13 protein-coding genes and 7 pseudogenes are annotated in these 18,927 nt (G+C 67.8%); 11 read left to right on the forward strand and 9 right to left on the reverse strand.

What is annotated here, in order from left to right:
* Nucleotides 1-370: 370 nt before the first annotated feature.
* Nucleotides 371-956: pseudogene (locus tag SLUN_RS42060) on the reverse strand (site-specific integrase); the annotation flags it as partial.
* Nucleotides 957-1,005: 49 nt separating this feature from the next.
* On the opposite strand from SLUN_RS42060, the pseudogene SLUN_RS16750 reads away from it, so the two are divergent.
* Nucleotides 1,006-1,395: pseudogene (locus SLUN_RS16750) on the forward strand (NUDIX hydrolase).
* A 477-nt stretch (nucleotides 1,396-1,872) separates the two neighbouring features.
* A complete protein-coding gene (locus tag SLUN_RS16760; protein ID WP_108149252.1) occupies nucleotides 1,873-2,925 on the forward strand; it encodes an HNH endonuclease in 1,053 nt (350 codons plus the stop codon).
* Between the two features lie 354 nt (nucleotides 2,926-3,279).
* Here SLUN_RS16760 and SLUN_RS16765 read toward each other — a convergent pair whose 3' ends face one another.
* Nucleotides 3,280-3,732, reverse strand: a complete 453-nt coding sequence (locus SLUN_RS16765; RefSeq protein WP_159100271.1) for a hypothetical protein — start codon at nucleotides 3,730-3,732, stop codon at nucleotides 3,280-3,282.
* A gap of 333 nt (nucleotides 3,733-4,065) precedes the next feature.
* On the opposite strand from SLUN_RS16765, the gene SLUN_RS16770 reads away from it, so the two are divergent.
* Nucleotides 4,066-4,302, forward strand: a complete 237-nt coding sequence (locus SLUN_RS16770) for a DUF6959 family protein (RefSeq protein ID WP_108149254.1) — start codon at nucleotides 4,066-4,068, stop codon at nucleotides 4,300-4,302.
* A gap of 47 nt (nucleotides 4,303-4,349) precedes the next feature.
* Nucleotides 4,350-4,961: a beta/gamma crystallin family protein gene (locus SLUN_RS16775; RefSeq protein WP_159100272.1), complete on the forward strand. Its 612-nt coding sequence runs from the start codon at nucleotides 4,350-4,352 to the stop codon at nucleotides 4,959-4,961.
* A gap of 47 nt (nucleotides 4,962-5,008) precedes the next feature.
* On the opposite strand, the pseudogene SLUN_RS16780 reads toward SLUN_RS16775, so the two are convergent.
* From SLUN_RS16780 to SLUN_RS16790, 3 genes and pseudogenes are all read right to left on the reverse strand, one after another.
* Nucleotides 5,009-5,213 (reverse strand): annotated as a pseudogene (locus tag SLUN_RS16780) (IS1380 family transposase); the annotation flags it as partial.
* A gap of 239 nt (nucleotides 5,214-5,452) precedes the next feature.
* Nucleotides 5,453-6,136, reverse strand: a complete 684-nt coding sequence (locus SLUN_RS16785; protein ID WP_108149256.1) for a hypothetical protein — start codon at nucleotides 6,134-6,136, stop codon at nucleotides 5,453-5,455.
* Between the two features lie 14 nt (nucleotides 6,137-6,150).
* Nucleotides 6,151-7,122: an RNase A-like domain-containing protein gene (locus SLUN_RS16790; RefSeq protein ID WP_159100273.1), complete on the reverse strand. Its 972-nt coding sequence runs from the start codon at nucleotides 7,120-7,122 to the stop codon at nucleotides 6,151-6,153.
* A gap of 756 nt (nucleotides 7,123-7,878) precedes the next feature.
* Here SLUN_RS16790 and SLUN_RS16800 point away from each other — a divergent pair.
* Together SLUN_RS16800 and SLUN_RS41205 are read left to right on the forward strand one after the other, a co-directional pair.
* Nucleotides 7,879-8,022: pseudogene (locus SLUN_RS16800) on the forward strand (LysR family transcriptional regulator); the annotation flags it as partial.
* A gap of 173 nt (nucleotides 8,023-8,195) precedes the next feature.
* Nucleotides 8,196-8,383 (forward strand): annotated as a pseudogene (locus SLUN_RS41205) (IS701 family transposase); the annotation flags it as partial.
* Between the two features lie 60 nt (nucleotides 8,384-8,443).
* Here SLUN_RS41205 and SLUN_RS39465 read toward each other — a convergent pair.
* On the reverse strand, nucleotides 8,444-8,635 hold the full coding sequence (locus SLUN_RS39465; protein ID WP_159100274.1) for a hypothetical protein: 192 nt from the start codon (nucleotides 8,633-8,635) through the stop codon (nucleotides 8,444-8,446).
* A gap of 305 nt (nucleotides 8,636-8,940) precedes the next feature.
* Here SLUN_RS39465 and SLUN_RS16815 point away from each other — a divergent pair, with 305 nt between their 5' ends.
* From SLUN_RS16815 to SLUN_RS16835, 5 genes and pseudogenes are all read left to right on the forward strand, one after another.
* Nucleotides 8,941-10,998: a phosphocholine-specific phospholipase C gene (locus SLUN_RS16815; protein WP_108149259.1), complete on the forward strand. Its 2,058-nt coding sequence runs from the start codon at nucleotides 8,941-8,943 to the stop codon at nucleotides 10,996-10,998.
* Nucleotides 10,999-11,691: 693 nt separating this feature from the next.
* Nucleotides 11,692-11,843 (forward strand): annotated as a pseudogene (locus SLUN_RS41210) (helix-turn-helix domain-containing protein); the annotation flags it as partial.
* Between the two features lie 360 nt (nucleotides 11,844-12,203).
* Entirely contained in the window at nucleotides 12,204-12,716 is a 513-nt protein-coding gene (locus SLUN_RS16825; protein ID WP_108154788.1) for a hypothetical protein, read from the forward strand.
* A gap of 134 nt (nucleotides 12,717-12,850) precedes the next feature.
* Nucleotides 12,851-13,414, forward strand: coding sequence for a hypothetical protein (locus tag SLUN_RS16830; RefSeq protein ID WP_108149260.1), 564 nt, complete (start codon nucleotides 12,851-12,853; stop codon nucleotides 13,412-13,414).
* Nucleotides 13,411-14,004, forward strand: coding sequence for a TetR/AcrR family transcriptional regulator (locus SLUN_RS16835; RefSeq protein WP_108149261.1), 594 nt, complete (start codon nucleotides 13,411-13,413; stop codon nucleotides 14,002-14,004). The genes SLUN_RS16830 and SLUN_RS16835 overlap by 4 nt, the downstream gene beginning before the upstream one ends.
* Before the next feature lie 293 nt (nucleotides 14,005-14,297).
* Here SLUN_RS16835 and SLUN_RS42355 read toward each other — a convergent pair.
* From SLUN_RS42355 to SLUN_RS16850, 3 genes and pseudogenes are all read right to left on the reverse strand, one after another.
* A pseudogene (locus SLUN_RS42355) lies at nucleotides 14,298-14,387 on the reverse strand (integrase); the annotation flags it as partial.
* Between the two features lie 46 nt (nucleotides 14,388-14,433).
* Nucleotides 14,434-16,806: an ATP-binding cassette domain-containing protein gene (locus SLUN_RS16845; protein WP_108149263.1), complete on the reverse strand. Its 2,373-nt coding sequence runs from the start codon at nucleotides 16,804-16,806 to the stop codon at nucleotides 14,434-14,436.
* The gene (locus tag SLUN_RS16850; protein WP_257153744.1) at nucleotides 16,775-18,676 is read right to left on the reverse strand and encodes a S8 family peptidase; all 1,902 of its coding nucleotides are present in this window, start codon (nucleotides 18,674-18,676) and stop codon (nucleotides 16,775-16,777) included. Before SLUN_RS16850 ends, SLUN_RS16845 begins: the two co-directional genes overlap by 32 nt.
* Nucleotides 18,677-18,927 lie beyond the last annotated feature (251 nt).

Here is an 18,927-nt window from a genome sequence, read left to right on the forward strand (position 1 = left end):
TTCCCCCTTGTGAACCTCATAGGAAATCCGTCGGCCTGCGCAGGCTTCATGAGTGCCGCCAAGGGGTCCGCGGTGCTGGATGGCAAGAAGGTCGCCTCGGAGGCACTCCGAGGAGGCGATCTCCGTGCTGGGGTCGCCAACAACCCTGTCACCGGGACAGACGGACGCTTCACGGCTACTGGATGTGGCGTATGGGTGCAGCTGCCGCCACTGGAACCTGGGCAGCACGCGTTGACGATTCGCGGTGAGTCTGACGATTTCTCGGTCGGGGTGGACTATTCGCTTAACGTCGAGGCCGCTTCGAGTAGCCCCAACGGCCAGGAGATCCCGAGCGGGTCGCCTGGCCTTTCAGTTCTTCGATGCGCACCGCTCAGCCGGTGCGGCCCATTGCGTCGGACAGCTTGCCGATCGCGTCGCGTACAGCTTCCTCGCTCGCTTCGGCGTAGACCTCCATCGTCATGGCGATCTGTGAGTGCCTGAGGATGCGCTGGGCCACCTTCGGGTGGACCTTGAGGGCCACCAGGAGTGAGCTGCACGTGTGCCGGGTGTTCCGGAGCGGGATGACCCGGAGCCCGGCACGGCGAGCCCGCAGGGCGAACATGCGGGTGAGGTTGCCAGGCTCGATCGGGGTGCCGTGCTTCGTGGTGAAGATCAGGTCATGGCTGCCTTGCCAGAGCTCCCCGACGGCTTTCCGGTCGCCGAGCTGCTGCGCGCGACGCATTCGCAGAGCCTTGAGGCAGCGCCGGCAGAGGCAGGAAGTCGTCCGAGTCCTCTGTCTTGGTCTCGCGGTAGAGGATCTGACGCCCGGCCCGCTGGATCTGGTGATCCACGTACAACTCACTGGTCTCGAAGTCGACGGACTCCCACGTCGGGCCCAGGACCTCACCCCGGCGCAGCCCCAGGCACAGGACCCAGGCCGCGAAGAGGTGGTCATCACGGGCGGCGGCAAGCGCCAGCGCAGGCCAGTCAACGCCACTGCACTCCGTGTCTGCGGCCGGGGCCGTCGTGCGCGAGGACGGCCGACTCCTGGCGATCCGCTGAGCGGACAACGGGACTTGGGAACTGCCGGGCGGAATTCTCGAACTCACCGAGTCACCCGAAGCAGGCGTCACCCGTGAGGTCCTGGAGGAGACGGGCATCCACGTTGAGGTGGACGAACTCTCCGGCGTCTACAAGAACACGACGCGCGGCATCGTCGCCCTGGTCTTCCGCTGCAAGCCGTCCGGCGGCATCGAGCGCACCTCCGACGAGTCGACGGCAGTCGCCTGGCTCACGCCCGAGGAAATCGCCGAGCGGATGTCCGAGGTCTACGCGGTCCGATTCCTGGACGCCTTGGACGAGGACGGCCCTCACGTACGCAGCCACGACGGCAAGCGCCTGATCCCAGCGCGGTAGAACTTTCTCTACTGGATCAAGCCCCGGCTGCGCTCCGCTCCGCCGGGCGCGCTTCCCGGCTCTGGCTGCGCCCGCGCTCCTGCCTCCGGCCCGCTCGGCGCTGCCGCCGCCGACGCGCGCCCGCAGTGGATAGGCCCGAGGACATGAGTCGAGAACCGAGCCGCGGGCTAAAGACATGCCTCCGGCGGGGGCGCTCAGACTCCGGGATGGATGGGGCGCCGTTTGCGAGTGCCGGCGGATTCGTGGCGAGCGTTGTGGGCTCCCATCCCGACCACCTTCGACCCAGGCAGAGCCGAGCAGTCGCGGCCCAGGGCGTCAAGGTCGTTCGTACAGTGGCGCGCTCCACCTTGACGCCCTGAACCACGACCGCACCACGGTGTGTGGGTCGAAGGCGGACGGGATAGGAGCTGGGGTGAGTGGTGGGTTGAGGTGGTGGACGTCTAACAGGCTGTCAGTGGCGGCCCATACGCTTCCGCCATGCGCAAAGGTGCGATCAGCCGAGACGGTGTCCTCAAGGCCATGGCGGAGTATGACGAATTGGGTCGTGACAGGTTCCTGTCCGAGTACGGGTACAAGCCAGCAACCGGGTATCTCCTCTTACACGAGGACCGGACATACGACTCGAAGGCCATCGCTGGTGTGGCCCACAAGTTCGATCAAGGTCGAGTGCTGAGGCCGGACGAGTTGATCGGGGGAAGGTCGCACGCCGCCAGGTGGCTCGCCCGACTCGGCTTCGTAATCCGTTCGTCTCGGAGCCCCGATTGGACGCGTGACGAGATCATCCTCGCCTGCGACCTGGCGATGGCCAACGGTTGGAAGCGACTGGAGTTCGACGACCCACGCGTGATCGAGCTGTCTGCACAGCTACAGACCATGCCGATCCATCCTGAAGAACTACGCAACGAGCTGTTCCGGAATCCCAACGGCGTAGCTCGCAAAACGGTTGACATCACGTCCCGGCACCCGGGCTACCGGGGAAAGCCCACGAACGGCAATGCGCTTGATGTCGAAGTCATGAACGACTTCCTCGCCCGGCCGGCTGAGATGGCGGAGGTAGCCCAGCGCATCCGGCATGGCCTTACCGCAGGCGAATTCCAGGACCTGCCTTCGGAGGCCGAGGAGGAAGACGACTACAGCGCGCCCGAGGGCAGGTTGCTGATAGGCCGCCACAGGAGCCGCGAGCGGGACAAGGGGTTGCGCAAGAGGAAGATCGATGCGGTGTTGCGCCAGGGCCGTCAGCTCGCCTGTGAGGCATGCGGCTTCGACTTCGAGCAGGTCTACGGCGACCGCGGAAGCGGCTACATCGAGTGCCACCACGTCGTTCCCCTGCACGAGGCCGGCGAAGGCCGGACCAAGCTCAGCGATCTCGCTCTCATCTGCGCAAACTGCCACCGTATGATCCACCGTCGTGCTCCCTGGCCGACCCCGAAGGACCTGAGGAGCCTAGTCCAGAGCCGCCGGTACACCAGGGCACGCATCCCTTCCCAGCACAACGCAGAAACCGACGAACCTGCCGCGGCCCCGTCGTAGCCTTCCAAGCACGTGCCCCATCCGTGCCCGATCGTGCGGGAAGCCAGGGGAACCACGGTCGCGAAAGGGTGCCGCCCAGCGCAACGGCCCCTGACCTATCTCCTGGTCAGGGGCCGATATGCGGCTAGGCGGCTCAACTTCCCGTGCTGGCCCATACATGGCCCACAGCCCTCTGCGGGGGGGGCGGGGCCGAACGAGGCCAGCCGGGCGGGTCGACACCCGCTTGAGGAGTTCCAACGCCATTGGGCGACCCCCCGGAACGGGCTCTCGTGGTTGTTGGCGCTCCGGCCAGAGCGGCAGACAGGAGGGGCACCCGGTCTCGGACGCCCCTCCTGTCTGCCGTACTAGTGCTCGTTACCAGGTGACCGTCGTGGTCCAGCCGCCGTGGTTTTCGTTCAACAAGACCTGACTGTTCATGCGGATAGGCCGGTCCTCAGGAGCGACGGGCCCGGTGGCTCCGTAGCAGGCGACCCGCTTGCCGGCCGCGACCGGCGTCTTGATGCAGTGGCTGCTATACGAGTTGCTGAGATTCCAAGGATAGGCTTCCAGATACACCGTGGTCGGGGCGTTATTGACCACCACGGTGACGGGCTGGAAGGTGTCGTTGCTCGGGTTGCGGAAGATGCACGTCTGCATGGCAATGTTGACCGACGCGGGATGAGTGACGGTTGTCCCACACTTGTAGTCCACCCCCGGGACCCAGGCCGCCCAGTTCGGTTGTGCCGACGCGGGGTTCACCCCAAGGGCGAGCGCTCCCGCCACGCAGGCCCCGACCGCCGCGGCCTTGCTCCACTTGCTCAAAAACATCACAGCCCCCTCTCGTTGAGTAACAGCGGCAGACCCTACACACCCTCCGCGGCCGGTGAGACTGGGGGCCGGGCCTTCGCGACCAAAGAGCCTGCTCCCGGTCGGGGCCATCGCTGGCCGCCCTGAAACGCGAGGGCCCATACACGGCCCACAGCCCTCTGTGGCCGAGAGGCAAGCCGGGTGGATCGACACTCGCTTTAGGAGTTCGATCGGGCGTGCCTGACAGCGCATTTGGCCGCGTAAGGCCCGGCCACTCCTGACCGCCCAACGCCATCCCTGTCTGCTGTCGTTGATGTCAGATGGTGATGTCAGGTTGGATGGCCCTCATGGAACGTGTTGAGGCTGTTCACGGACGGCGGGAACAACGCGGTGGTGCGCCTGCCCGGTCAACGGTTCCCTGGTGTGCTGATCCGGGGCGACTCACTCTCCATCCTTCGCAGCGACGTCTCCGAGGCTTCCGAACAAGGTGACGTGGCTGAAGCCTGCGAAACCGCCGGCCTTCTCCTGGACGACCTCGACGCGCTGCTGCGCCAGGAGGCAGCTGTTCTGGACGGGCGTTATTCTGATTGAAGTGATTCCATAACGACCGGCACTTCTTGCTCATGTGAGGAGGCATCATGCCGGATAACGCTCCCGGAATAACGCCTGTGCACGGTGTATCTGCAGAGGATTTCTCCCAGCTGTGGGAGAACCGGGCGTATGTTGCATCGAAGCAACCTTTTATGCCTTGCCTTCCTCTTCTACTGAATGGCACCCGGGTCGACGACCTGGAACGCATGAACGAGGATCTGTCGGGCTCGCTCTACATGACCCCGACAGTATTCGAAGAACGTCCCGCGATCGCCGCCTACACAGAGCGAGTGCCCATGGTGCGGGAGGCGGCGAGACTGCGGGTCGGCACTGAGCTGTGCAGGGCGTACGGCTACTGCTACGAGCCGTCCCAGGTCCCCTCCTACCTGGACCTGTGGGAGCATATGGACTGGCAGGGAGACGGATTCCGGATCCCCGCGGGCGAAAAGGTTTCCCGACTCGGCGATTACGGGGCCAACGATTTCTTCTCCTCGATTTCGGCCTGCCGTTTCGCCTACTCCATCTTCGAGCACGTTGATTACCGGGGAAATGAGTACATGCTCAACGCCCCGTGCTCCCTCTCCTACCTGGCAGGAATGGGCTGGAACGACAAGATCTCGTCGGTGATCAATTGGGGCCCAGCAGGACCGCCCTGGTGAGGGAGTAGCGTGCCCGCTGTCATATTTGACGATGTTCAGGGCGACATCGAGGCGAGGGTGTCGATCAGGCAGGAGACCGTCGGATCAGACGCCACCGGCCCGACGCAGGCCCACATCAGCCAGGCAGTCCCCGCCCAGCGCGAACGCGAGCGCCACATCCAGCCGGATCTTGCCCGGATCGTGCACCGCCCGCGCCTTGCGCCACGGCGCCAACGCCACTGATATCGCCTGATCCAGGCCGGTCCTGCGGGGACACAGCACCCGCAGCAGGCCCAGCCGTCGGCTGAGTACAGAGCCCCTCGACCAAGCCTTCCAAGAGAGCGTCCTCTCAAATGCACTGCAGTGGTCATGGAGTCAGCACTGTCGCAGCCTGGGGTGGGCATCGCCTCAGGGCTTCACAACTCGAGCAGGGATGCGGGCTCTTGTCGGACGGCACCCGTCCCCGGTCTTCTCGGGGAGGGGTGCCGTCCGGGCGCCTGCCGGGCGGGCGCTCAGCTGACGAGGTACTTGACCGCGTCGACCACGTGTGGGCCGTAGCCGAAGGCCGCGGCCAGATGCTCGAGTCGCTCGTACGCCGCCGGGGTCAGTGGTGTGCCGAAACTGTTGACAGCACAGAGCAGGAACCGGAAGGCCAGTTCGGCGCAGACAACTTCTGCGCACCGCATCAGCGCGTGACGGGTGGCCGCTGACCGGGTGTCCTGGTCTCCGCCCTGGTCGAGCAGCCCGACCATGGCGACCACCTCCGCCGTCCGCCGGCGATGCTCGACCGTCGCCGGCGAGGCCCCGTCGGGCACGCACACGGGATACGTCGTGCAGGCGTCCTCCGAAGCGCCGCGTGCTCTCGCGATCGGCACGATCAGCGACAGCAGGCGGTCCACGGACGCGCGCTCCTTGCCGCCGATCTCAGGCTGGCCATCCATCGGTGTGCCCGTGGCCCGCCAGAGAACGCTCAGCTCCTCGCCGGTGAGGTCCGAATCCCGCAGCCGCAGTACGTCCTCGATGAGGAGCAGGACGCGGCCGGGTTCGAGACCCGGGTTCCGGCCACCCAGGTAGGCCAGGGCATGATCCAGTGCCGTGTCGGCGTAGAGGATCCAGTCGCCGTGGAAGGACGTGCCGAGCTCGGTCACGCCGAAGTCGAAGGTCATGTCCTCGTGCTGTGCTGCGGGGTCGTGCATGGTTCTGCTCCCCTTTACAGCGGGTAGGCGGTCAGGACGTAGAAGCCGCCGGGCTTGTGGCCCTTTGTCGCGGCGAGGATCACCTTGAAGCTGTTGCTCGTGGTCGGACTGTAGTTGCCGAGGTGGTCCATGCTGTCGCCGAGCGATCCGGTCCCGTACGTGCCCTGGAGCGTGAGCTGCTGCGGCTTGCCCGGCTTGCCCGCGTCCTGCACGAACTTCGTGATGCGGTCCTTGTTCTGGTCGACCAGCTGGTTGAGCGCCTTCTGGGCGAGGTCCGCGCTCTTCCAACGGGAGTTGGACGTGGGCCTGCCCATCCGCCGGGTCTTGGCCTTCGCCAGGGCCTCCATCTTCTGCCGGTCGACGTTGACGTGCTCGTCCAGGGTGTGGGCGATGCCCGGGAACATCCGCTCGGCGCGCGCCAGGTCGGTGCAGTTGTGGACCAGGACGTCCTGGGCGCCGACTCGCACGTAGTAGCTGTCGATGCCGCTGACGTCGAGGTCGTAGGTGGCCTGCCGGCCGGCGGACCGTTCGGTCGCGGTGACGGTGGCCTCGGTGCCCTCGGCGGTGTGCAGGCGGTCGCCCGCGCGCAGCTCGCCCGCCGGGACCCACGCCTGCCGGTCCGGCAGCCAGTAGCGGTGCTGCTCGGTCGACGTGAGGTCGGAGACGTCGCCGTCCGCGCCGGCGACCGACAGTCGGACAAACGTCTTGTCGGTGTACTCGGAGGTATACGGCGTCGACATCACCGGGCGCGGCCGGGTCAGCTCGGCGAACTCGCCGCCCGGGTCGGTCGCGAGGACCTCGTCACGCGCCGGCGGCCGTCGCGCGGATCCGGTCCTCGACCTGCTTGCGGTACTCAGGGTCCGCGATCTTGGTCGGGTCCTCCTTGAAGCCTCCCTCAGCTTCTGGAGGCCGGCGGCTTCCTTCTTCACCGTGCCGAAGTGTTCGACGGTGTCCTTGTGGAGGTAGTGGACGCCGTACGCGAACATGCCGACGCCGGCACCGACCTTGAGGGCCTTTGCGCGAAGTCGCGATAGCAGGCCGGTTTCTCCAGCAGCGACAGCTTGTCGCAGCCGGAGATCCCCGCTTGCACACTCTGGTTCGGGCCCGTATGCGGGTGCCGGGCGGCGCCCTGGCGAGCATGATGGGCGGGACGATGACGGCCAGGAACACGGCGAGAGCGGCGTAGCCATACGTGAGCGTGGTCAGGGTGGCGACCGCGGCGACCAGCAGCGGACCTTCCGCGTCGCCGAGTTCGCGGTCGAGTTCGGCGGACCCCGTGGTCTGGCCCCGCCGCGACTGGGGTGTGGAGGCGGCCAGTGCGGCGAAGCCAAGCGGTGTGATCACACCCGTACCGGCGCCAATCAGCGTGGCCCCAAGAAGCATTCCGAGCAACCCGGGCAGCGTCGCGCAGGTCTCAAACCCGGGGAGTGCTCCCTGACCGGCTCGGAAGCGGTCGTGTGAGCGCCCAGTCCTCGACTTCGCGCCAGCGTTTCCACGTTTCGGGCAACATGTCTTGGCCTGCCGAGTTGAGTACAGGGGCCGCAGCGACGACCCAGGCCAACTATGCGTCGCGGCTCGAGTAGCGGGCTCTGCGCAGGGCGTCGAAGAGTAGAGCGGCGGTGTGGGAGAAGTCGCTGGAGTTGAGACCTTCTACGAGCCGTTCGCCGAACCGTCGGAGGGCACGCTCGCGTTCGGGGTGCGCCCAGGGATCGCCGAGGTCGGTGATGACCGTAGCGGCGCGCCGGATCACCCTGTCCCGCAAGGGCGACAACCGTACCGTCGTTACCGACCCCACCGCCGGCATGTTCGCCGTCGTCAGGGGTGACGTCCTCACCGACAAGGACGCTCACCTCGCCCCCACCCACTACGCCGACTGGCTCTCCTGACTCGCTCGCGCCCTCTCAGGCGTGCAGACCGCAGAGAGCCAAGCCCTGGCCGTCGTGGGTGATGACAAGAACTCGGCACGGCGGCCAGGGTGGTCTATGCCGCCTAATACAGCCACCGCATCTACCGTGACGGGTGCTGGATTCGCTCGTTGTTGTGACTGTGCGATGAATCGTTGACGGTTGAGCACGTCGAGTCGTGGGCCGGGGGGATAGCCGGTTCCATGCCCGGTTCGCCCACCGTTTTGGCAGGTCCGAACCCCGTGAGCGGGCGTCGGACTACCTGAACGGGTTGCTTGCGCCGCTTGAGAAGAAGAATGGGTGGACGCTGTCGGAGCAGGTCGGGCACCAAGCTCCTGGCCGCCCATGGCCGTATCGGCGTGCTCTCCCCGGAAGGTGACCTCTTCGACATCATCGCGGGCCGCTACAGTTCCCGCCCCAACCTCGGAGTCTTCCTACCCGAGTTCGTCGTCGGACTCCAGGCGCCGGTGAAGTCCGTCCACGAACTGCTCTGCTCACCGCTCGCCGGCACGCCGAGCCGGTCGATCAGGAGGTTGGGCGCGCCGGCCTCGCGGAACGTGCACTGGGCGGCGTTGAGTGCCTCGGACCTGCTCACGTCGTTGACGGGCTCGGGAGTGACGATGCGAAGCGTATGGCCCCGACCCACTTCACCTCGCCGAGGTGGTCGGACTCGATGAGAAGACCGCGATGCGTTACGCGGACTCGGCCCGTCAGCTGCTTCCGGCCACGCCCGCGGGCTGGATAAGGACCGGTGGGAAGCAGATCCCGCGGAAGTGTCGACGCAAGGCGTTTGCCCGCCGTACCGCGGGCAGTCATGGGGCGTCCGCCGGGCGGTACCCCGTGCGCGCTCTCCTTGGGGCGCCCCCCGCCAGCCCCCTCACCCGCAGAGGTCGACTCACCATGGCAGAACTCAACCGCCGCCGCTTCCTGCAGTTGGCAGGTGGCGCCACCGCACTCACCATGCTGTCCGACAGCATCGCCCGGGCGGCCGCCATCCCCGCCCAGGGCACCACCGGCAGCATCCAGGACGTCGAGCACATCGTCGTCCTGATGCAGGAGAACCGTTCCTTCGACCACTACTTCGGCGCGATGAAGGGCGTACGAGGCTTCGGCGACCCCCGCCCGGTCACCCTGCCCAGCGGCAAGTCCGTCTGGAACCAGGCGGCAGGCAAGAAGGTCACCCTGCCGTTCCGGCCCCCGGGCGACGACCTCGGCATGGAGTTCCTCCAGGGCCTCAACCACGACTGGGCGGGCGGCCAGAAGGCCTTCAACGAGGGCAAGTACGACCAGTGGGTGCCCGCGAAGACCGCCACCACCATGGCGTACCTGAACCGCGATGACATCCCGTTCCACTACGCGCTCGCGGACTCCTTCACCATCTGCGACGCGTACCACTGCTCCTTCATCGGCTCCACCGACCCCAACCGCTATTACATGCTGACGGGCCACACCGGCAACGACGGCACGGGCGGCGGCCCGGTCCTCAACAACGCCGAGGCCGGGTACGACTGGACCACCTACCCCGAGCGCCTCGAAGCGGCCAGCGTCTCCTGGAAGGTCTACCAGGACATCGGCGACGGCCTCGACGCCGCCGGCTCCTGGGGCTGGATCAACGATGCCTACCGCGGCAACTACGGCGACAACTCCCTGCTGTACTTCAACAAGTACCGGGGCGCCCAGCCCGGCAACCCGCTGTACGACAAGGCCCGTACCGGCACCGACGCCAAGAACGGCGACGGCTTCTTCGACATACTCCGCGCCGACGTCCAGGCGGGCCGGCTCCCGAAGATCTCCTGGATCGCCGCCCCCGAGGCCTTCTCCGAGCACTCCAACTGGCCGTCCAACTACGGCGCCTGGTACATCTCGCAGGTACTGGACGCCCTGACGTCGAACCCCGACGTGTGGGCCCGTACCGCCCTCTTCATCACCTACGACGAGAACGACGGCTTCTTCGACCACATCGTGCCGCCGTACGTGCCGTCCGGGCCCGAGCAGGGCCTGTCCACGACCCCGACGGCGCTCGACCACTTCCCGGGCAAGACGGGCTACGTGGCCGGACCCTACGGCCTCGGCCCCCGCGTGCCCATGCTCGTCGTCTCCCCCTGGAGCACCGGCGGGTACACCTGCTCCGAGACCTTCGACCACACCTCGATCGTCCGCTTCATGGAGCGCCGCTTCGGCGTGGAGGAGCCCAACATCTCGCCCTGGCGGCGCGCCGTCTGCGGCGACCTGACCTCCGCCTTCGACTTCGCGCGTACGGAGGCGACGCCGGTCGGGCTACCGCCGACCGACGGGTACTTCCCGCCGGACCGCGACCGTCACCCCGACTTCCTGGCCCCCGCCCCGGCCGTCGGCATGATGCCCCGGCAGGAGCCGGGCGCCAAGCCCACCCGCCCGCTCGCGTACGCGCCGCACGTGGACGGTTCCGCGGACCCGAGCACCGGCACCTACCAGCTCAGCTTCAGCGGCGGCCCGTCCGCGGGCGCCCAGTTCTACGTCACCTCGGCGAACCGTACCGACGCGCCCTGGACGTACACGACCGAGGCGGGCAAGTCGATCGCGGACAACTGGAACTCGCGGTACTCGAAGGGCGTCACGGACCTGACCGTCCACGGGCCGAACGGCTTCCTGCGCCGCTTCCGCAACCCGGGCAAGACCGCCGGCCCCGAGGTCGCCGCCCGCCACAACGCGGCCACCGGCAACCTCGACCTGACCTTCACCAACGCCGGCACCGCCGACGCCTACCTCACCGTCACCAACGCCTACGCCGGCACGCCCCAGACCTTCACGGTCCGCAAGGGCGCGACCGTCACGCACTCCGTCGACCTGAACGCCTGCCGCAACTGGTACGACGTGACGGTCACTTCCACCACCTCGTCCAACTTCCTCCGCCGCCTCGCGGGCAAGGTCGAGACCGGTGCCTCGGGCCTGTCCGACCCGGGCATCCTCACCAACTGATCCTCACCGGCTGATCCGGTCCTCGGCCGCCGGCAGCACGCGCCGCTCCAGCACCGCGAGGTGCTCGGGGCGGCGCGTGCTGCGCATGCCGGAGGGTGGCCGAGGATCGCAACTCCAAGCTCGCGCCGAAGGGCGCTGGGCGGTCCGGCGGTGGCGGTCACCACCCACGACACCATCTCGGTACGCCCCGCGTGCTCACGCAGTTCGGCGATCGCGCGGCTTGGCTGTCGCCGAACAACTTCTCCGGCTCCCCCGCTTGCTCCCGGGCCTGCCGCTCGATGGCGGCCTGGATTGCCGGGTATCGGCCACCTGCGCCTGCTGGCCTGGTGCGCGGCGAACGCGAGCTGGTAGCCGGGCGATGCGGTCTCGCGGGTACGCGACGGCGCCTCGGACGCGGACGTCGCCCGGTGCCGCCCAACTGGCGCATTACCACCCAGCCCAACGGGCGAGCACAGGCCGCACGCAGGCGAACCGTTGGCGGCAACCGTCCTCCCACCCGCCGGGAGAGTATCTTGGGGGATAGCCGCCGTCAGGCCGACCCCGAGTTCCCTCTGGGGCCGGCGGATGATCCCGAACGTTCGTGGAAACGGCCCACGTGACTCTGGCCGAGACGGGATCGCGAGGCGCCGGCCGTTGCGGCAACAGCGGTCCCGGTGGCAGCGGCGATGAAGGCACGACGGTGCACGGGGTCCTGCGCCGGTCTACGACCGGCACTCGCTGACCTTCTCGGCCGGGAACGTGCAGATCCACGCGATCAGCGTGGCCCTGGAGATGGGCCAGCAGAGCAAGGCCCTGGAGATAAACCGGAACTGGTAGGCGCGCTGCCCAACTCCCGCCAAGGCCATATTCGCCCGCTGCCCCGTCTCTAGCTTCGGGGCATGACAGGACGACCAACTCCCCATCTGCCGTCACAGGGGGCCGGGTTAGGCACGGCGGCCCCCTTCTACCCCCAGCTTGGCGACCTCGCCGCCGCCACGGCCAAAGGGGGCCGCGTCGGCGTTGTCGTGCTCCTCCCCCGCGAAGGCGCGACCGCGAACGTTCACCGAGTTGGTCGCGATGTCCTCGATCGCCGGACGGTTGGATAACCCAGCTTGTCCGGCGATTGAGCCCTCCTCAGGTCCTCCCTCAGCGGGTGCGCCCTCATCCGCAGGGCGGATACGGTCCGCCGTAGCGGACGAAGTGCGGCCGCCATGTCCAGGGCCAGCATGTACGTCATGACGACAGCGACCGCCCCTCTCCCCGCCTCCGCACCTGCACCTGTCTGGGCTCGCCGCGCCGCCCACGCCATCGCTCTGTGCGCCGTCCCGTCAGGCCTGTGGCGCATCGCCATGGCATCCGGTGTCTATGTGGGCTACAGCGACCAGGTGCTGCGCGACGTCTTCGACATCCCAGGCTGGGGCATCGCATACGTCGTCGGCCTCTCCGTCCTTGCCGAGCTGGCCGCTCTGTTTCCGCTGCTGCTCGTCAGCGACCGGTGGCGGCCGCTGCACCCCAGGGTCCTCGCCCCGCTGGCCTGGACCGCCGCGGGCGTCCTGGTCCTGGTGGCATTGTGGCAACTCGTGGTCGCTTTCACCGTCGAGAGCCAGACGTACATGTCGAGCGCTACGGCACAGACCGTCTGGGGCTTCGCTTTCGCCCCGCTCTTCGCCATCCCGGCCCTGATGACCGCGGTGACCTGGTCGTACGCAAAGCGGCACCGGGCACAGGGACAGGCATAACCCCTACCACGGGAGTCACTTTCGTCACGCTGGACGGCCATTTCGTCACCACACCATTCCCTGATCCAGGCGGATCCGCGCTGATCATGCCGAACGTCTGGCCCCACGCACTCTACAAATGTAGAGTCCCGGGTATGAGTGGGCTTGCAGGCACCTTCGTTCCCCGCCCGGACTTCGGCTCCCGGCACCAGACGGTCATCCCAGCTCCGGTGGAGGCGGTGTGGGCAGCGTGGCAGGAGATGGAGCAGGCCGGCGGCGAGGGGTGGGGGCCGATCGTCCGGGCGCTGTTCACCGTGCGGCGGCAGCTCGGCCGCCTCAAGAGCGGGAGAGGCGAGGTACCGGAGGAGGATCTGAGGGACAGCTTTCTGCTGCTGGCCGAAGACCCACCAAGAGAGATGGTCCGGGGAATCGTGGGGCAGTGGTGGACCATGGGAGCAGCCGACGGACGGCCGGACGTCACAGGCCCGCGTGAGTTCCTGGCATTCGACGAACCCGGCTACGCGAAGGCGACCTTCAGCATGAGATTCACCGCGGACGCCGCCACCGGCGGTACGCGGGTCGTCACCGAGACCCGGGTCCTGTGCCTCGACGAGGCGGCTCGTCGTGCCATGCGGCGGTACTGGCGGCTCATCGAGCCGTTCAGCAGCCTCGTCCGCCGGATGATGCTCAGCAGGCTCAGGAAGCGGGCCGTCGCATGAGCAGCGCCAGAAGCCCCCGCGTACAGGCGCTGCTCACCGCGGCGGTGGCGGTTATTGCCGATGAGGGTCTGCGAGGGCTCACCCACCGGGCGGTCGACGGGCAGGCGAAGGTGCCGGCCGGGTCGACCAGCTATTACTTTCGTACCCGGCAGGCACTGCTCGCCGGCGTGGTCGCGTTCATCGCCGAACAGGAAGTGGCGGACATCGAAGCGGCGACCGTCTCCGAAGAGCTGGCCGGGGCGCCGCCGGTACGTCAGGTGGCCGACCGCTTCGCGGGCGTACTGGCCCACTGGCTCGGCCCCCAACGCGACCGCACCCGCGCCCGCCTGGAGATTATCCTCCTGACGGCGCGCCACTCAGAAGGGGAGCTGGGCACCGAACTGCTCCGCGCCCGGGAGAGCTTCGTCGGCCAGGCGCAGCTGCTGGCAACGGCGCTCGGCAGCCCGGATCCGAAAGAGGGCGGGCGGCTCGTGGTCGCCTTCGCCGAAGGACTCACGTACGACGGGGTGACGCGACCCGGCCCGGACACCACCGACCGGGCGGCCCTGCGACAGATGCTGGAGAGGGTCCTGCTCACCCTGACCCGGTAGCCGGGCGCTGAAGGGGACACCTGGGCGGGCAGTCATACCGGCAGCCGGTCCACCGACCTATCTCGGCGCGGTTACCGGGCTGTTCGGCGCCTGGCGGATGCGGCACTGAAGGACACGGTTCTGCCTCCTGGTCAGGCAACTTACCGGGACCCACGGTGAATGAGGCGTTGGGCGCGTGCTGGATGCCTCGGCTGAGGAAGGGGTGGCCTGGACCGCGCCCGACCAGCCGAAAGGCCCCGGACCGATCACGGTCCGGGGTCTTTGACATCCAGGTCTGACCTCAACGGCGGCGATCACTGACGACCGGGACGCCTCCTGAGCAGCCGGTCCATGTGGCTCATGGCCTCGCGCTGCGTGTCCTGGACGACGGGCGTGTGCACGTCCACGTTGACCGCGGTCCGGTTGGCGGCCTCGACGCCTCGTTCCTCGTCACTTTCGTACGACTTCCGGTTCGTGGCGGCGCAGGAACCGGATCGTGAGCAGGTAGCAGGCCATTGCGGTGCCGAGCAGTACGCCTGTGTCGGTCAGCCATTGAGTGAGCGTGTGATGCCACAGAGGGTCGGTGGCCGAGGGGGCCGTCCTGTCCTGCGGACCGAGCAGTTGTCCGAGGTCGAGTGTCGCTCCTTCCGCTGCGATGGCCCAGCGTGACGGCACCAGCCAGGCCACCTGTTCGGCGCCGGGATTGTCGAAGAGTCTGAAGGTGATGCCCGAGAACAAGTACTGGACAACTGAGAAAAGGACCAGCAGAGGCATGGTCTTCTCGGCAGTCTTCACCAGTGACGAGATCAGCAGCCCACACATCATCGAGGTGAACCCGAGCAGTGTGATGACGAAGGTCATCTCGACGACCGGGGTGCCATTCACGACTATGCCTTCCGGCGGTAGCTCACGCGGTGCGAGACCGAGCGCGCACAGGATGATCCCCTGCACGCCGGTGATCAGCCCCAGCACGGTGATCTTCGACATCAGATAGGCGGATCTGGAGAGGCCCGCGGCCCGTTCCCTCTCATAGATCGCCCGTTCCTTGACCAGCTCACGGACGGAGTTCGCGGCCCCCACGAAGCACATGCTGATGGCGAGGGACACAAGGATCGTGCCGGCCTCGATGTTCACCTTGCCGTCGGGTGCCCTTCGAAGGCCGAAGTCAGCGGGTACGACGGTGTTGGCGAGGCCCAGGAGGACGGGCAGGAGCACCAGCAGGCCGACGAAACCTCTGTCGGAGGCTATGACCGCCAGGTGTCGGCCAACCAGTGTGGACAGTTGCGCCGTCCAGCGCGGCGGCTTCGGCGGCTTCGGCGGCTGAACGGCCTCAGGGGCCGCGGGCGCCGCCGGCCCGTCCGCCGGCCGGAGGGCGACCGCGGGGGTGAGGTGTTGCTGCGACTCGCGCCACCGGCGGGACCAGTCGTGTTCACGGTGCTCCTCGAAAGCGGAGAAGACGTCGGCCCACGTGTCGTGCCCGAAGAATTCCAGTGCCTCGTCGGGGGGACCGAAGTACGCCAGGGACCCGCCAGGACTCAGGACCAGTACCTTGTCGCACAACTCCAGCTCCCGGACGGAGTGTGTGACCACGAGGACGGTCCTGCCGTCGTCGGCGAGTCCTCGCAGCAGTTGCATGACATCGCGGTCCATGCCCGCGTCCAGGCCGGAGGTCGGCTCGTCCAGGAACATGAGCGCGGGCTTGGTCAGAAGCTCCAGGGCGACCGAGACACGCTTCCGCTGTCCACCGGAGAGCGCGGCTATCCGTTTGTCGGCGTGGAGGTCGAGTTTGAGCTCACTCATCACCTCCTCGACCCGGCGGTCGCGCTCCACGGGGTCGGTGCCGCGAGGGAAGCGCAGTCTGGCGGCGTAACGGAGCGCGGTCCGCACCGTGAGCTGCAGGTGGAGAACGTCGTGCTGAGGGACGATGCCGATGTGCTGACGCAGCTCGGCGTATCGCTCGTGGAGGCTCTGGTTGTCGTAGAGCACCTCTCCCTTGGCGATCCGTTGGTGACCCGTCAGGGCGCGCAGCAGGGTGGACTTTCCGGAGCCGGACGGTCCGATCACCGCGATCAGAGCCTTCGGAGGCACCGCGAAGCTCACCTTGTTCAGCAGTGTCCTCTGGCCCTTGTCGCACTTGACCTTGACGGTCAGCCGACGGGCGATCAACGACGATGGCTCCTCGGCGTCGCTGCAGTCCCTGAGCCGATCGCCGATCAGTCGGAACGTTCGGCGACCTACGGTGACGGTGTCGTTGGGGCGCAGCTGGGTCCGCTCGACGCGATGGCCGTTGACATGGGTTCCGTAAGGCGTGCCCAGGTCGACGATCTCGCAACTGGCTGGTGTGAACCGGAATTCGGCGTGGTGCGGCTGGACTTCGGGCTCGCGGACGACCAGATCGTTGTCGGATGACCGGCCGATACGGGTGACTGAGGCGGCGCTGACGATGCCCGGGTGCGTCGGTGGACCGGTGAAGCGAAGCTGCGGCCCTTCGTCCGCGTCGCCGAGGCGGAACTCGGCACCGTGGCCGACCTCGGCCAGCGAGACGCGCCGGCCGAGGCCATAGGTGCCGTTGGTGCTGTCCAGGTCCTGGAGGACCCAGCTCCTTCCGCCCCAGTAGATTCGGGCGTGCCGCCAGGAAACGATGGCCTCCTGGAATACCGCGTCCGACTGCGGATCACGACCCACGGTGTACGTCTTGGCGGGATCGAGTCTCTGGATGATTCCCTCGAGAGCCAAGAACAAGGGCGGATTTCCGTACTCCACGGATGTTGTCTCCCCGCAGCGAGCCGAATCAGGAAAGACGGATGATCGCCCGGTCGCCATCGATGCTGATGAGGTCCACGACGAGGTCGTTGATCGTCGACCGGCCGGGGCTGGTCTGGCTGCCGCTGGACTGCTGCGCGCCGTTGCCGGACGATGCCGTGAACGTCAGCGCGTTGTCGGCGACGCTGACGACCGTGAACTCGTCGACGCCTGCCGTGCCGTCCAACTTGATCGTGTCTCCACTGGTCACCTCGACCTCGCAGGTGTTTTTCAAGCACGCGCTGAGGTCCTTGCCGTCCGCCGCCTGTCCGGTCCCGGCCGACGGCGAGGGCGAAGAGGGAGGCGAGGAAGGCGAAGAGGGCGAGGCCGACGAGGAGTCCGAAGGCGGCGACGAGGGCGAGCCGGCCGCCGGGGGTGCGGCGCCCTTCGAGACGCTCGCGACGGTCTTCGCGGCGTCGGCGAGCCCAGCGCCGCAACCGCCCTCGCAGGTACCGGGCAGGGGGCGCGCGTTTTCCTTGATGGCCGACTCGACCTGCGCGGGCGTCAGCGCTGGGTTGGCAGCGATCATCAGGGCGGCGAGACCGGCGATCTGCGGGGCTGCCTGGCTGGTGCCCTCTTCGAATTCGAAGCTTTCGGAGACGGGTCCGTCCTCGCCGGAGTTCACGGTGGAGAGGATGCCGTTCTTGGGGTTCTTCGACGTGAGCAGCTCACCACCGGGGGCCGAGATGTCCACTGCATTACCGAAGTTGGAGTACTCGGCCCTGTTGCCCTCACGGTCGGTGGCGGCGACGGTGATGACGTTGTCGCAGCTGGCGTAATCGAAGTTCCCGGCATCCTGCGGCTCGGGCAGGTTGCCGCGATTTCCGGCGGCGACGACGACCGTTGTGCCGCGCTGGACGGCTTGGTCCACAGCCAGCTGCATGGGCGGAGTACAGACGCCCTCTTGGCCCAGGCTCATGTTGATGACCCTGGCTGGGGTGGGGTTGTCGGGTACGTCGGCGACGGTTCCGCCGGAGGCCCAGGTGATGGCGTCGATGATGTCGGAGTCCGGGGTGGCGCAGCGGCCCAGCACGCGTACCGGCTGCGCCTTCGCGCCGGGCGCGACGCCCACGATCCCCTTGCCGTCGTCGGCGGCGGCCACGATGCCCGCGACGTGGGTGCCGTGCCAGGAGGACCGGCTCCCCTTGCCTCCGCACTCGCCCGGCTTGGTGGCGTCACCCGGGTCGGAGGGGTCGCTGTCGCGGCCGTCGCCGTCCTTCGCCTGGAAGGTGTCGGTAAGGAAGTCGTTCCCGGCGACGGTGTTGACGGCCAGGTCGGAGTGCTTGGTGATACCCGTGTCAAGGACGGCGACCGTCACCCCTTGTCCGGTGGAAGTACGCCACGCGTCAGGCACGTTCATGCCGCCCGTGGGCTCGAACAGGTTCCACTGCTCGGAGAAGCGGTCGGTGTCGCCGGATGGCTCGCTGGAGCGGGCAGGGTCACGGGGCGACTCGAGGGCCGGGGTCGGCACCTGGCGGTCCGGGACGGCGTAGGCCACGTCCGGATCGGCCCGGAATCGGTCCATGAGCTTGGTGACGTCCTTGGCAGGCCGTACTCCGCCCAGGCTCACCAGCGCCGCGCCGTTGCCCAGACGGCGCTCGTACGACAGCTTCTCGCCGGTCTGTGCGGCCTTGGCTCCGATGTCCTTGCGTACCGCCTTGGCCGAACGCGCCTCCTGCGCCTTCGACTTGTATCCGACGATCAAGCCCCCGGTCGGCTCGGCCGCCGTCGTCGCGGACTTCGGCGAGGCGGGGGCGGCGGGAGCCCTGGACGCGGGGGAAGTCTCCCCGGCCATGGCGGTGGCTACGGCGCCGACGCCGAGGAGTGTGGTACCCAGTGCGGTGGCGACGAGTATGCGCCCGCGCCGGGATTTTCGGTGTGTGACGTTCACTGCGTGCCTTTCGAGTGGACCGGATTCGGGCATGCCGAAAGCCGGGTCGTGTGAGGGTGATGTCCGGCCTGGGCCGGCTGCCGGCCGCCCGGTGCGGTCGGGCCTCCGCCGTTACCGGCGGACAGGGGGATGACCGTGACCGCACCGGGTGGATGTGTCCCGCCCTGCTCCACCAGGGGCGCTGAACACACGCGCCGCGTCCTGCATGCCGCGGACACACGGTGCCGGCTTCAGCTTCTGGCACCGCGCGG

This window comes from Streptomyces lunaelactis (assembly GCF_003054555.1).
In the GTDB taxonomy this organism is placed as follows: Bacteria; Actinomycetota; Actinomycetes; order Streptomycetales; family Streptomycetaceae; genus Streptomyces; species Streptomyces lunaelactis.